This is a genomic window from Bacillus sp. PDNC022, assembly GCF_016919285.1.
In the GTDB taxonomy this organism is placed as follows: domain Bacteria; phylum Bacillota; class Bacilli; order Bacillales; family Bacillaceae; genus Bacillus; species Bacillus safensis.
This window is the reverse complement of record NZ_CP070345.1, coordinates 3,055,331-3,069,365: the sequence shown is the minus strand read 5'-3', so window position 1 is coordinate 3,069,365 and position 14,035 is coordinate 3,055,331. Positions and strand designations below refer to the sequence as shown.

16 protein-coding genes are annotated in these 14,035 nt (G+C 42.0%); 4 read left to right on the top strand and 12 right to left on the bottom strand.

What is annotated here, in order from left to right; all coding sequences use genetic code 11:
• Nucleotides 1-4: 4 nt before the first annotated feature.
• Nucleotides 5-1,963 carry a BglG family transcription antiterminator gene (locus JVX94_RS15660; protein WP_205183721.1) on the bottom strand — a complete coding sequence of 653 codons (1,959 nt, stop codon included), beginning with the start codon at nucleotides 1,961-1,963 and terminating at the stop codon, nucleotides 5-7.
• Between the two features lie 137 nt (nucleotides 1,964-2,100).
• Here JVX94_RS15660 and JVX94_RS15655 point away from each other — a divergent pair, with 137 nt between their 5' ends.
• Nucleotides 2,101-2,304 carry a hypothetical protein gene (locus tag JVX94_RS15655; protein WP_076927592.1) on the top strand — a complete coding sequence of 68 codons (204 nt, stop codon included), beginning with the start codon at nucleotides 2,101-2,103 and terminating at the stop codon, nucleotides 2,302-2,304.
• A 48-nt stretch (nucleotides 2,305-2,352) separates the two neighbouring features.
• Here the strand turns inward: JVX94_RS15655 and JVX94_RS15650 are convergent, their stop codons facing one another.
• The 6 genes from JVX94_RS15650 to JVX94_RS15625 all read right to left on the bottom strand — a co-directional run bounded on the left by JVX94_RS15650 (nucleotide 2,353) and on the right by JVX94_RS15625 (nucleotide 8,078).
• Nucleotides 2,353-2,778, bottom strand: coding sequence for a YwqH-like family protein (locus JVX94_RS15650; protein WP_203129023.1), 426 nt, complete (start codon nucleotides 2,776-2,778; stop codon nucleotides 2,353-2,355).
• Between the two features lie 288 nt (nucleotides 2,779-3,066).
• A complete protein-coding gene (locus JVX94_RS15645; protein WP_024423905.1) occupies nucleotides 3,067-3,330 on the bottom strand; it encodes a YwqI/YxiC family protein in 264 nt (87 codons plus the stop codon).
• A 37-nt stretch (nucleotides 3,331-3,367) separates the two neighbouring features.
• A complete protein-coding gene (locus JVX94_RS15640; RefSeq protein ID WP_203129024.1) occupies nucleotides 3,368-3,793 on the bottom strand; it encodes a YwqH-like family protein in 426 nt (141 codons plus the stop codon).
• A gap of 295 nt (nucleotides 3,794-4,088) precedes the next feature.
• Nucleotides 4,089-5,495, bottom strand: coding sequence for a Na+/H+ antiporter NhaC (nhaC, locus tag JVX94_RS15635; protein ID WP_095410074.1), 1,407 nt, complete (start codon nucleotides 5,493-5,495; stop codon nucleotides 4,089-4,091).
• A 143-nt stretch (nucleotides 5,496-5,638) separates the two neighbouring features.
• A complete protein-coding gene (gene aspA, locus JVX94_RS15630; RefSeq protein ID WP_095409913.1) occupies nucleotides 5,639-7,060 on the bottom strand; it encodes an aspartate ammonia-lyase in 1,422 nt (473 codons plus the stop codon).
• Between the two features lie 28 nt (nucleotides 7,061-7,088).
• A complete protein-coding gene (locus JVX94_RS15625) occupies nucleotides 7,089-8,078 on the bottom strand; it encodes an asparaginase (RefSeq protein WP_024427527.1) in 990 nt (329 codons plus the stop codon).
• Between the two features lie 205 nt (nucleotides 8,079-8,283).
• Here JVX94_RS15625 and JVX94_RS15620 point away from each other — a divergent pair, with 205 nt between their 5' ends.
• On the top strand, nucleotides 8,284-8,631 hold the full coding sequence (locus JVX94_RS15620; RefSeq protein ID WP_039182556.1) for a helix-turn-helix domain-containing protein: 348 nt from the start codon (nucleotides 8,284-8,286) through the stop codon (nucleotides 8,629-8,631).
• A gap of 64 nt (nucleotides 8,632-8,695) precedes the next feature.
• Here the strand turns inward: JVX94_RS15620 and JVX94_RS15615 are convergent, their stop codons facing one another.
• From JVX94_RS15615 to JVX94_RS15595, 5 genes are all read right to left on the bottom strand, one after another.
• Nucleotides 8,696-9,160: a helix-turn-helix domain-containing protein gene (locus JVX94_RS15615; RefSeq protein ID WP_095409914.1), complete on the bottom strand. Its 465-nt coding sequence runs from the start codon at nucleotides 9,158-9,160 to the stop codon at nucleotides 8,696-8,698.
• 98 nt (nucleotides 9,161-9,258) lie between these two features.
• Complete coding sequence (locus tag JVX94_RS15610; RefSeq protein WP_095409915.1) at nucleotides 9,259-9,786, bottom strand: YfjD family protein; 528 nt, start codon at nucleotides 9,784-9,786, stop codon at nucleotides 9,259-9,261.
• Between the two features lie 21 nt (nucleotides 9,787-9,807).
• Entirely contained in the window at nucleotides 9,808-10,566 is a 759-nt protein-coding gene (locus tag JVX94_RS15605) for a hypothetical protein (protein ID WP_095409916.1), read from the bottom strand.
• Between the two features lie 12 nt (nucleotides 10,567-10,578).
• The gene (locus tag JVX94_RS15600; protein WP_205183718.1) at nucleotides 10,579-11,775 is read right to left on the bottom strand and encodes a DUF6861 domain-containing protein; all 1,197 of its coding nucleotides are present in this window, start codon (nucleotides 11,773-11,775) and stop codon (nucleotides 10,579-10,581) included.
• Nucleotides 11,776-11,779: 4 nt separating this feature from the next.
• The gene (locus JVX94_RS15595; protein WP_024427532.1) at nucleotides 11,780-12,103 is read right to left on the bottom strand and encodes a WXG100 family type VII secretion target; all 324 of its coding nucleotides are present in this window, start codon (nucleotides 12,101-12,103) and stop codon (nucleotides 11,780-11,782) included.
• A 226-nt stretch (nucleotides 12,104-12,329) separates the two neighbouring features.
• Here JVX94_RS15595 and pepT point away from each other — a divergent pair, with 226 nt between their 5' ends.
• Both pepT and JVX94_RS15585 read left to right on the top strand, forming a co-directional pair.
• Nucleotides 12,330-13,562: a peptidase T gene (pepT, locus tag JVX94_RS15590; RefSeq protein ID WP_144484047.1), complete on the top strand. Its 1,233-nt coding sequence runs from the start codon at nucleotides 12,330-12,332 to the stop codon at nucleotides 13,560-13,562.
• Nucleotides 13,563-13,851: 289 nt separating this feature from the next.
• On the top strand, nucleotides 13,852-14,031 hold the full coding sequence (locus tag JVX94_RS15585) for a hypothetical protein (protein WP_008345664.1): 180 nt from the start codon (nucleotides 13,852-13,854) through the stop codon (nucleotides 14,029-14,031).
• Nucleotides 14,032-14,035: the final 4 nt, after the last annotated feature.

The window sequence follows — 14,035 nt, the reverse complement described above, 5'->3', positions numbered from 1 at the left end:
TTCCTCACAGATGCGGAAATGGGTGCCGCGTTTTTTCATTTGGCTGCTCCAATACTTGAAGCGCAGCTGTCAGTTCTTCAAATGAAGCAGCTTTGATGAGTTGCTCCACCACTTCCTTCCGTTCTGTCAGCCGCACAAGAAATTGATAAAGCGACTGTAATTCTTTTTGATACGTCTTCTGAATACTTAACAAGCATACGACTTGTACTCGATCTTCTCCCCACAGCACCGGCTTTTTCAACGTACAGATCGCACAAAACGTGTCATCTGTTGCCGGTTTAATTGGATGAGGAATCGCAACCAAATGACCAAAAGATGTGGGTGACACTTGCTCTCTTTCTAGCAATAATTGTTCAAACTCGTCTGGGATTCGCTGCTGCTCCTTTAGCACGTTCACGAAAAATTGAAGAACCTCTTCCCTTGATTGGAAATCTTGCTGAAAAAATGTCAGCGCCGGGGTCACATACCGCAAAACCCCTGTATCCTGCGAATTCTGCACAAATCGTTTCAGCCTCACAATATCATCGTCAGTTAGAATCGTATGTACATCAATTACTGGCACCGGCAATGTATTCTGAAGCGGAATGGTACTAATAATAAAATCAATGCTTCTCAAATCATACGAAGGAAGTTCCCCGACACTTGCAGTTCCAGCGATCTCCAACCTTCCGCTAAAAGCCGCTGTGAGCTTATGAAGAAGAAGCTGACTGCTGGCGACACCCGTCGCACACACAATAAGACATGTCTTTTTTACATGCTGTGATTTTGTCCGCTCGATTGCAGCCCCAATATGGAGCGCCAAATACCCAATCTCATCCTCAGGGATCTCAACACCCTCTTTTTCCTTCAGCCATCTCCCCATATAGACACCCGCCTCAAACGCAATGGGATAATGCCTTTTAATGTCTGGTAAATAAGGATTTCGGATGTTCATATCGTATTTAAAACGATGAATGGCGGAACGTAAATGAAGACTTAATCCAACGATCAGCTCCTTATCAAACTGAATATCAAGTGACATGTGCTCCTCTACATAAGCAAGCAATTGGTGAGTGAAACGAAAATGATCTTCTTCCAGCAGATGAAATAACGTGTGACCAGCCTCTCCATATGCCATCATCTTTGCCCCCATTAAGTGAATCGCGATGTACGCCATTTCAGATAACGGAAAATCAATCGCTAATACGCGGCGAATATCCTCTGCCATTTGTTGAGCTAACTGGAAAACTGGCTGCACTTGAATTTCTTTCAATTCCGCTTCTGGCATCTGAACCAGCTTTTTTTCTTCAATTCGTTTGCATGCAATGGCAATGTGGGTCACTAAATTACTTAAACCAATTTCTGATAGATGAAGTCCAGTGGCTTTTGTACGTGAGCGCACGATGTCCTGAATCAATTGATATGTTTCTTCAGGTAACAGTGCAGAGTTCGCGTGCTCCTGCTGAAACACATGCTCTGCCATACAATATCTTAATTTCATTTCATCGCCTGTCAGATGCAGGCCATATTTAGGCCGGTGCGATATAGAAAGTCCATGCAATGAAAACAAGTGCCTGACAGCTTTCAAATCATTTTTCACTGTAGATTCACTCACAAATAATTCCTCTGCCAATCCCTCTAATTTGATATAGTCTTCTGACAAAAGCAGCCTTTTTAATAGATAAGCCACACGGTCCTCAGGCTGATTGGGAATGGACGGTTCCTTTTTCTCATTCCTTTCTCTCAGTGACGTTTTCAAAAATGTACGAAATGCTCCATAATCTTCAACGCTCAATGTATACCCTGCCCCGCGTTTAATATGCAGTGCGGCACCATGTTCTTCTAAGATCATTTTAAGCGCTTTCATATCTGTTCGGATGGTTCGTGATGTGACTCCGATCACACGGGCAATTTCTTCACTTGTCAGTTCCTGCTCCGCTTGCATCAATCGTTTCAGAAGCTCCTCCTGACGTAGAGATAGCATGGGCTCTCCTCCCTTGGCATTTACTTTTGCCTATCATCATAAACGAAAATAGAACTCTTTGCCCAGTTTTTCTTTCAAATCGGGAACCTTGATATAGCTCATTCGTATGAATATGAAACTAGAGGAGGGATGCTTTTATGTTCGTTGTCATTATCATATTAGCTTTTTTAGGAGCCATCATTGCCAGCTTGTTCGCATCAAATGATAAACGTGCATCTGCTAAGCGTTCTGCACATCATAGTTCAACAACAAGTACTTATACTGATTCGTATACCCATCACGCTTCTGATGCCTCCTGCGGGAGTGATTCAGGTGATAGCGGCGGTGGTGGATGTGACTAAACAAAAAAACAGCCGCCCTTTTATGAGACGGCTGTTTCATTTATGGTTTTAAAGAGCTTTCCAGCCCCGTTCAATCAAATGTTTAACATCCTTTGCAAAATCCTCGCCCTTTTCCATCACGTCCTGAGCTCTTCCTGCAAAATTACTGGCAACGGCCAGCTCCATTTTTTTCAATTCAAAGTGCATAATTTTTTGGTCAATCTCTGTTATATATTTTTCATATTCATTGTTGATGATGTCGCGCATCACACTGTAAGCGTCTTTCCGATGATGATGAAAGTCGGTTCCTCTCTCACCTTTCCATGACGAATCTAGAGCAGGCTTCTTGATCTCTTTGATATCTGACTGGGCAAGATCTTGTTCTGTTCGAATATTGCTTTTGGCTGTCTTTAACCGAGAGATCATTTCGTCAAATTCTGCACGTTTGTTCTCAATTCCCATATGCAGATGGTGCAGCATCTCGGATAAACTCATGTCATCCACCTCTATCTGACCTCATACGAAAGCACGGCGTGAGCGCCTTTGGAAACCATCGAATCACTTGATTTTTCCAATCCTGACATTTCTATCGTTCTGCTTTCATTAAGTATAGTATAAGGCGAAAAGCCTCAGTCTTAAATAGGGAAAAGGTGTCCTTTTAGTGACGCGTTTGGAAGAAAAACGGAATAATACAAGGTCTTACACCCTGCATTTTATATGAGCCTTTAAGACTATAATTAACATCATGTTCATGATACCCATAAATAAAAGCGATTGTGCTGATTATTTTGCAGCAATCGCTTCGTCTTGTTCTTTTAATGTTTTCACGTTAGAACGTGTATCCTGAACATTTTTAATTAAGGCTTCTTTAAAGCTTGAGACCATTTCGCTCACTTCTGCTTCACGTGCCGTCCACTTGGTTACAAATTCAAGGCTGTTTTCACCCGCTTTATCTGCTGCTTTTTTCATCGCTAAAGCTTCGACTGCTTGGGAGACTTCATCTAGTTTATCCATGACTGTTTGGTAGTTTAACTTAATTTGTCCCATTGTGATATCCTCCAGATTTGTTCAGCATGAAGCTCTCTTACAAGCTGCTCCATGCTTTTGAGATCAAGCGTTTTGCGTCCTCTACTGCGTCTTCTCCTTTTTCAGCAAGACGTGCGGCGTCTCCAGCTAAGGAACTGGCAAAGGATAACGCAGCCTGTTCTGCTTCTAATGTACTGATTTTGAATTCGATGCGGCTCACGTAGCGTGGGTATTTATCATTCACGATCGTTTGCAGCGCATCATGTGCTTCATTTCGGTCTGTTTTGAAATCCTGGCTTCGCTCACCTTTCCAAGAGGCCCCAAGCTTTGGCTGCTTGATTTGCTTTAAATCTGCTTCTGCCGCATCTTGTTCACGTTCAACCTTGCTTTTCGCCTTTTTGAGTCGAGCGATTTTCTCTTCAATTTCTGCTTTTTTATTTGAAATACCACCGTTAAGGGCAGACAGCATATCCGATAAGCTCATATGGGTTCCTCCTCCTGTCAAAAAATAAAAACGCTGCTTAGAGTCCCTCTAAACGAGCGTAAGGTGAATAGCACTTTTTCCAATATTGTTATTATAAGGTTCAAAGACTCACGTTTGAATAGGGATTTGTGCCCTTTTTATGGGATAAATATGCTTTCGTTCAGCTTCTCACTGCCCCTTTCGACCTCTTTTATAGGAGGTCTAATTTCGTGTCCATTTGCTATTTGTCACATATAGTCTTTCGGTCCTAGGACAAACAAAGCCGCCCCCGTAAAGGAGCGGCTTTTGCAAACGCTTATGAGGCCGATTCTTCTCTTTCTTGTTGACCTTTCACGTACCAAATGAATTTACCCGTATATCCGTAAATGATCGCAAGACCAATGGCAACAAAGCTCAACCACATAAATGGTAAATAAGAGAATGTCGATACGCCAAGAATTCCTGCCATGTAAATACCGTTATCTGACCATGGAACCATCCCTGAGGTCATTGTTCCACCAACCTCAGCGTTCCTAGATAGGACACGTCTGTCTATTTTTAATTTATCATAGCTTTTTTCCATAATTTTCGGTGTGAGGATTAATGAAACATACATCGCACAGCCAAAAATGTTTGCGAAGAACGCAACAACCAGTGTAGATAGGGTGACATTTCCTGCATTATATAATTTCTTCTCGAAAGTAGCGACAATAACTTTTAAAACACCTAGATATTCAAGCACTCCACCAAAACCCAGTCCAAGAATAATCACCACTAAAGATCCAAGCATATTTACAATACCGCCACGATTTAACAGCGTATTTAAGAAATCTACATCTGAATTAATAGAGAAGCCATTGTATGCTGATCCAATCGCATCTGCTGGATTCATTCCTTGGAAAGCCATGGCCCATATCGACCCTAAAAGAGCACCAGTAGCAATAACAGGCAATGAAGGTTTCTTAAATACGAGCAGTAATACAACCACTACTGCTGGGATGATCATCCAAATGTTGATGGTGAATGTATCATGAAGGGCATTTTTCAAAAATTCTACTTTACCTTGATCAATGTTACGTCCGCCATACATAAAGCCTGTAACTGTAAACATAATCGCTGTAATCACAAAGGCTGGTATGGATAAAACCATCATTGCTCGAACATGCGCCAGCACGTCCACTTTTGAAAGAGAAGAAGCGAGCACTGTACTATCTGATAATGGGGATAATTTATCTCCGAAATAAGCACCAGATAGAACGGCCCCTGCAACGATCGGAAGTGGAATACCTAGGCCTTCACCAATTGCGATCATCGCAATCCCAGCCGTTCCAACCGTACCCCAAGAAGTTCCTGTTGCAACGGACATGATTGCACAGATGACAAGTGTAGCTAATAAGAAAATATTAGGATGAATAAACTCTAAACCGTAGTAAATTAACGTTGGTACAACTCCACCGGCAATCCATGTTCCTACAAGTGCACCTACTGCAATTAAAATTAAAACAGCTTCTAAACCATTCGATATCCCTTTTGTGATTGCATTTTGAAGATCCTTATAAGAATGCCCCAATCGAATACCTAAAGCAATAACCATAAACCATGAAATAAACAATGCTAGCTGAATATCTAATTTGAAGTAAAGAGTAAATGATAAAACAATTGCTAAAAACAAGCCAAGTACTGCTACGACTTCTAAAATAGATGGTAGACGTGGTGTTTTCATTGTGTTTCCTCCCTTTGTGCGTGCGTTAAGCGTTTTCAAAATATTGTGAAAAAAGTGTGTCAATTCGAAAGAAAGTGAATTGCCTGTTTTTCTCTTTTTCACAGGCAATTCCACATATTAATAAAATAAAATTTTTGATATTATTATCGCTCTAGGAGCTCCGCACCCGCAATACCAGGCTTTGTCATCTCAAATGGATTTAAGATAATATCAAGTTCTTCTTCCGTTAAAACATCGTACTGCAAGCAAAGATCTCTGATCGATTGACCTGTTAAAATGGCTTCTCTTGCAATTCTAGCGGCTGCTTCATAGCCTAAGTGAGGGTTCACAGCAGTGATCACGCCTGCACTTTTTTCTACATATTCTTTCAAACGTATTTCATTTGCTTCAATGTCCGCTAAGCAATGGTCTGTGAATGAGCGGAATCCGTTATTCATTATACTAATAGACTGAAGCAAATTAAAGACTAAAACAGGCTCCATCACATTTAACTCAAGCTGGCCTGCTTCAGAAGCCAGACAGATCGTATGATCGTTCCCAATGACTTGGAATGCGATTTGGTTAATGAGCTCTGCCATAACTGGATTGACTTTCCCAGGCATAATGGATGATCCAGGCTGGCGGGCTGGCAATGCGATTTCAGCAAGACCTGCGCGCGGACCAGATGCCATTAAACGAAGGTCATTTGCAATCTTAGACATGTTCATCATGCATACTTTTAAAGCGGCAGATACTTCTGTGTAAGCATCTGTATTTTGCGTTGCATCCACGAGATGCTCTGCGCCTACAAGAGGAAGACCAGATATATCAGCGAGCTTCTTCACCACGATCTCAATATAACGAGGATCTGCGTTTAAGCCTGTCCCAACAGCTGTTGCACCCATATTGACTTCATATAAATGCTGCTTTGATTGGTTGATCCGTTTAATATCACGGCTCAGCACGCGGCTGTAAGCTTCAAATTCCTGTCCCAAACGGATTGGAACAGCATCCTGAAGATGCGTACGTCCCATTTTGATCACATGATCGAATTCTTTCGCTTTCTTTTGAAAGACGTCCTGCATCAATTGCATCGTTTCAAGCAGAATGTCTAACTGCTTGAGCACAGCAATGTGGATCGCCGTTGGGAATGAATCATTCGTTGATTGCGACATATTCACATGTGTGTTTGGGCTTAAATGAATGTATTCACCCTTTTGATGTCCCATGATTTCTAGCGCTCTGTTTCCAATCACTTCATTTGCGTTCATATTCATAGACGTTCCTGCGCCGCCTTGAATTGGATCGACAATAAAGTACTCGTGCAGTTTGCCTTCAATGACTTCATCAGACGCTTGAACGATAGCATTTCCAATTCCCTCATATAAACGTCCAACTTCCATATTGGCTTGAGCTGCTGCTTTTTTCACGATGGCAAAGGCTCTAATTAGTTCCTCATGCATCCGATATCCTGTAATCGGGAAATTCTCTTTTGCACGAAGGGTTTGAACCCCATAATACACGTCTGCTGGAATTTCTTTTTCACCAAGAAAATCCTTCTCATAGCGATAAGTTGCTTGAACCATCTCTTATGACCTGCTTTCTATAGAATAATTAAATTACTAAATCTTCTGCGATTGGCGTTTCCATAATCTTTTTGACTTCTCTTGGATCTGTTGTTTTGCCTAGTGCCCACATCAGTTTCGGCACGATAGCTTCCGTATTCATATTTCTTGAACGTGCCACTAATTCTTGATTGATCTTGCGTCCTACCTCGTACACACTCATGTCTTCTCCTTCTTCAAGACACTGAGTGGTGATGACCACAGAAATGCCTTCTTCCAGCAATTCGTTGATCTTTTCTAAAAGGTTTCTTCCTTCGAAAGGAATTCCGCCGCTGCCATAGCTTTCAATGACGACACCTTTGTACATGCTTTTGACTGCATCTAAAAACTCAGGCTTCAGGCCTGGGTGCAATTTTAACAGACACACATCTGTGTTCAAGGATGCATCTAATTTAAGCGGTTTCATTGGTGTTCTTTTTACTTTGCTATTGTATTCAATTTGATGGTTTTCAATTGATGCAATATATGGGTAGTTAATGCTTTCAAATGCATCATAGCTTTTCGTTCTTAGTTTGATCGCACGTGTTCCTTGGATGACCCTGCCATCAAACACGACATACACGCCGCCAACACCGTCACATGCAAAGCGAATTGCATCTGTGATGTTTTTCTTCGCATCTGTTTTCTTAAAAGTAATCGGAATTTGTGAACCTGTGATCACGATCGGCTTATCAGGATTTTGCAGCATATAAGACAGCGCTGCTGATGTATAGGCCATTGTATCGGTTCCGTGTGTAACGACAAACCCGTCATACTGATCATAATTCTCATAAATGGCCGTTGCGATATCAACCCAGTATTCAGGCTGCATATTTGTACTATCTATACTCATTAGGGACTTTGTGTCCATTGTATATTCTGCATTTATTTCGTTTAAATAGCTCAAAAGATCCTCAGCTTTAACACCTGGAGCTAAACCATTTTCACTCTCTACAGATGCAATCGTCCCACCAGTCGTTAAAAGCAATAATTTCTTCAACAGGTCCACCTCTTTCGTAAAATTACTTCGTTTGTCACACATATTATAAGCTAGCTTGTGCTATTCTATAATATACGCTTTACGCGTACCTTCATTGCCATTATAGTCACATAACGCGAATTAATCAAGAAATTGTTACGCATAACGCGTACATTCTATGTCAAAATATGATATACTGTTGTTGTAAATAAAGGAGCGTTCATGTATGATACTCGATCGTTTAACCACCCTTAGAAAAAAGAAAAAATGGTCTCTCCAGCATACGGCAGATCGCCTAGGTATCGCCAAAAGCACCTATGCCGGTTACGAATCTGGGTACCGACGACCTTCGCTTGAAGCAGTGAAGCTGCTGGCTGATTTGTATGATACGTCCATTGATTTTTTACTTGGTAGAACGGACGAGCCAGAGATACAACGCAAAATCTCTGATATCAAAATTGAACTGACGGAAGCAAAAGAAGGAACCATCCATGTAGACGGCGTTCCCCTAAATGATGAAGAAATCAAACAGCTTGTTGCCTTTATTCGGGCGAAAAACACTCTAAAAGTATAAACACAAAAAAGAGAGGCACCTTATAAACAGGTGCCTCTCTTTCCTTTTCCAATCAGTTTTTTGATCAATATGGAGAAGACAGCTGGCTTAATTCCTCTAGCCGCCGCTTCGCTTCTTCTTTATTAAACGAACTATAATAGCGATAATTCTCCTCATCTAAGATGCGGTAATGCTGACTAAGTACATTTTGCTGAAGGCGAAACGTGCCTTTTTTGACAGACGTCCTCCACCAAACCTTTCCGCCAATCGTGCGCTCAACTGATAGATGTAGTTCATCATGTGCCACAACTTCCAAAATCTCAAGCGGGTCATCCCCTAGTGTCCCTTTCAGAATGTCACTATCTCTGAATAATGCACATACGGCCGCGGATTGCGTCCAATTGAGACGCATCCTGTTTTTTTCAACCTGCTGTAAATGCCGTTTCGATAGACCAAGTACCTCTGCCATGCGATCCTGCGTATAATCCTTTTCTTTTCGAATCCGTGCCATTTGTTCTGTGACGAGGTCGATTACCATCTCTTTATCCATCTCTCATCACCTCTCCGAGTGTTCAGCCTTTACTGACATCATACACGATTTTTTCGAAAAAGTGGCGCCTCACCCTATAGAATTCTGACAAAAACAATTTAGTCGGTCTTCTCTTCTCCCTGGCCATGCTGCTGTCTCCAATTTTCTTGGGCTGCCTGATGTAAATATGGATAGATCTCCTGTTTGACGGTTTGCTCAAATACCTCTTCATCTAAAATGCTGTACGCCGGAATTTTGATCAATTTCCCATCTACTTTCCGAATGAGCACATCCATGAAAAGAAATCCTCTTATACTGTAACGATGCCTGCGCATGTCAATTGTTTGAATATCTTGAAAAGGGATTGTTCGCTCCCGATGCAGCACAGCGCCATTCTCTCCGCGCTGAATGCGAAAAATCACATTTCCCCTCTTCGTAAAAGCCGGCAAAATCATCAAAAAGGAGATCCAGCCATAGACAATACCTAATAGCCCGCCTAAAAATAAAAACAATGTATAGTTCGATTCAAATGTAAGGGCTTCTGAAAATAACCAAATACCGATGATACCGAAGCCGCCCGTTGCTAAGAATGCCCATACTCTTAAAAAAGGTCTGCTCCTTACTTCTATTACTTCACTTGGATTCAAGCGTCATTCTCCTTTTCTCCATTAGAATATAGAACGTAACCCGTCTAGATGAGCCGTCTCAATGCGAAATTCATTTTCTTTTATTCCTGATACAAGCCACGATTGGTTCTCACCTGGAATCACAAATATCATGGACTCCACATCCGGGGTATTATTTTTGTCATAGACGACCTTCATGAGGGAGTCCATCTTTCCTTTTCTCGTCTGTACATCAGAAACAAATGCCTTCACGAGCTCTTGATTCTCAGCTTTATTCAGAAAGGACGGCCACTCATTTTTCGCTTCGCTTGCTTGCTCTAACAGCATTTCAAATTCCTCTGCCTGCAGGCTGATAACAGGTTCAGGGTGATCATTCATCTGTATGTTGAAAAAGGCTGTCACTTGCTCCTCTGCCTGCTGATCGCCGTTCAGTTTGCGAATCTGATGCACTTGTTGATCATAAAGCGTATGATGCGCATATACTCCCGCCTGTGTTGTGTGAAAGGAGGTACTGACTTCTTCATCTGTGTCTCCAAATTTAGATGCCTTGATCGTGTGAGAGGCATCATTCATCGCCTGGATGAAATGACGGTATTCCGCTTTATAACGGTATTGTCTGTTTCGAAATTCCAGTACACCTTTTGCGAGCAAAGAGCGGCACGCAATTTCAAATAAAAACCCCAAGCGCTCGTCCTCTACTTCAGGATAATAGGCCTCCTTTAAGGACATCCCTTGTTCAAAATAGCCTTCACTGTAAAAACTAAAGATGAGTTCCTCAATACTTAGACTTAGCTGATCCAACTTGATCTCTCCTTATCCAAAAGAAAATGCACCCTTAAAGAAATCGCCTGCACCCTTTATGAGCGAATCTGCGGTTTCTTTTGTTTTTTCTATTCCTTTATGTATCACCTGATTTGCCTGATCAATGGTATCATTGACTGCTTTCACACCTTGACCCGCCAGTTCGAATGCTTTTTTCCCTTTATCCACGACCGCATGAATCGGGTCCTTTAATTTCACTGCAACCTGTTCAGCAAAACCGGATGTCAGCTTGGCGACTTTTTCTCCAATAAATCCACCTACTGCTGAACCAATGGCTCCGCCAACAACAGTTCCAATCGGACCTGCAAAGCTTCCAAGAGCGCCGCCCACAACGGCACCTGCGACAGAACCGCCAGCGATAAAGACCGTATTGTTCACTGCATTTCCAACAGCCTTTGCATTTTCACGCTTAAGGACTTCTGGCTGATCACCGAATTCTGCATAGTTTTCGGCTATTTTCAATCCACAGCCAACCGTTTCTGTTGCACCAGTGACAACCGTTGCAATGATGGCATTTCCTTTCGCAAATCTTGCACCATTTTTCAGAACAGACTTGATCGCAGCCGTGTCCTTCCAATTGATACTTCCTTTTGTAAAATCACGGACACTGTTTGTGAACGCAACTGTATCGTCAGGATAAAATTTTGTGAATTTCTTATGGACCAAGTCAGCCATTGGCCAGTTCGATCGTTTTAATAATTCTTTTTTACTCAGCCAAATCCTTGCTAACCGATCAAATCTCGTTCCTTCTACCCGGCTGGTCAGATCAAGCAGCAGCTTTGAATGCTGCGCTGCATATCGGCCATTCTCTTTAATGAAGGTCGTCATCCCAAGCCCGTAATATTTCGCCTGCATCATCAAGATTCCAGCTAAGCTCGTGAGTGTACCATATTGATCATAAATGCTGTACATTTTGCGCAATATATCATCTGCTTCAACCATTTTATCCGTTGCATGACGAATCGCAATATCATCACTGCTCAATTTACTGATTAATGCTTGTCCTGCTCCCCATGCATCCCCGACACCAGAAAAACAGCTTCTATACCGAGGATCGCAGCCTAAAATCAGCCCGTCCAGTTCACTATGTAAATCGCGGTGCTTCGTTTCAATGGCTGACAGCTCGCCTACAAAATCATTCGCCAGCCCTGTCAGCTGATCTGGATTAACCACAATGTCACGTGCCATCACATCATCTCCCTTCTCGGTTTCTTTCTCTCCGTTCTTCTCGTCTCTTTCGCTCAAGCTCTTCCATTCTGGCAATTTCAGCTTTACGCTCCTCAATTTTGACCGCTGCATCCCGCAGTTCCTGACTTGTTTCAAGCAAATCCTTTTCAAATTGATCATAGCGTGCCGTTGTTTCTTCAAAGCTTTGATCAAATTTATCCCTTGCTTCTCCCTGCCAGCCTGATCCAACTGCCTTCAGCCGATTCTCCAGCAGCTGCTTTGACTGCCGAATCTCATCAGCCGCTTCCTGAAACTTTTGAGCGAGTGCCAGCGTTTGACTAGAATCCAACTTTCGCACCCCTTTCTCCCAATTTAACGTACAAATGGATGATTTTATATGTCCTCATTATAAATAAAAAGACACCCAAAAAAATCACCCTAAAGAACCATTCAGCACATCACTTAAGGAAAGTAGGCCTTTTTCCTCTCTAATTGCCAGAGAAAGCCTTTCTTGTTATGAAGCGCATTCAAGACGTGATAAAATGGACGTATTCTATAAAAGGAGTGACGTTTAGATGAAAGAGGAAATGATTCAGCGTTTCACAAGTTATGTGAAGGTAGATACGCAGTCGGATGCAGATAAGGAAAGCTGCCCATCTACTGATGGACAATTGAACCTGGCGAGACAGCTTGTTGAAGAGATGAAATCCATTGGGATTCAAGAAGTGACTATGGATGAAAACGGCTATGTCATGGGAACGATCCCGTCTAACACTGACAAAGACGTGCCGACCATTGGCTTCCTGGCTCATATCGACACAGCCACTGACTTCACCGGCAAAAATGTAAAGCCACAGATTCATGAGAACTATCAAGGCGGCAACATTACCTTAAATGAAGATCTACATATCGTTTTATCTCCACAACAGTTTCCAAATTTACAAAAGTACCAAGGACATACGCTGATTACAACAGATGGCACAACCCTGCTTGGTGCAGATAACAAAGCTGGTATCGCAGAAATTATGACAGCTATGCATTACCTTATTGAACACCCAGAAATCAAGCATGGAAAAATCCGCGTCGCTTTTACGCCAGATGAAGAGATTGGCAGAGGGCCGCACAAGTTTGATGTTGATGCCTTTGGCGCTTCCTATGCGTACACAATTGACGGCGGACCGCTTGGCGAGCTGCAATATGAAAGCTTCAACGCAGCGGGCGCGAAAGTATCCATTAAAGGAAACAACGTCCACCCAGGAACAGCAAAGGACAAAATGGTCAGCGCTGCGAAAATTGGGATGCTCTTTCACAACAAACTGCCTTCTGACGAATCTCCGGAGTATACAGAAGGCTACGAAGGCTTTTTCCACCTGACTAAATTTGTAGGGGAAGTAGAAGAGGCTGAGCTTCAATATATTATCCGTGATTTTGATAAAGAGAAATTCAACAATCGCAAGGCACTGTTTGAAAAAATAGCAAATGACTTAAAAGCCACCTACGGAGAAAACAGCATCACCCTTAGCATTCAGGATCAGTATTATAATATGAGAGAAAAAATTGAGCCGGTGAAACATATTGTAGACATTGCTCATGAAGCTATGGAAAACCGCTCAGTCACACCAGTCATTGAACCAATCCGCGGCGGCACAGATGGCTCCCAGCTTTCATATAAAGGTCTCCCAACACCAAACATCTTTACTGGCGGAGAAAACTTCCACGGTAAATATGAATTTATTTCCGTTGAAAACATGGTGAAAGCAACCGAAGTTATCGTTGAAATTGCCCGTTTATTTGAAGAAAAAGCATAGACATGTTTACAACCGTTCCTGTTCGGGAACGGTTTTTTAATAAAAGTTTACAATTTTCTGAAACTTTTATGACACTTATTCGTACTAATAGAGACAACCCCAGAAAAAATTCTTCTTGACGAGTGAAATAACTGGAAATATAATAGTTAAAAACAACCAGTATTTTAGACCTAAAATAGCAGATCGAATGAACCATAAGAACTAAACCGATTCTGCTGCTTATTTTCAGTTATAAACATCACTCACCCTGTCTACACTTAAAGAATAGGATGAATTGGAGGAATGTCATATGATGATTTTATTGATTATCGCTTCACTTTGCTGCTACTTACTATTCTCTTTCAAAAAAGATAACCGCACCCAAAAAAGAAAAAGCGCAGAGCTTTCGGAGTTTGAAATCTTTCGTATGCGCCGCCACTACAACGGAAAACGCCGTCACCCACTAAACGATGCACCTAAACAAGTATAAATCC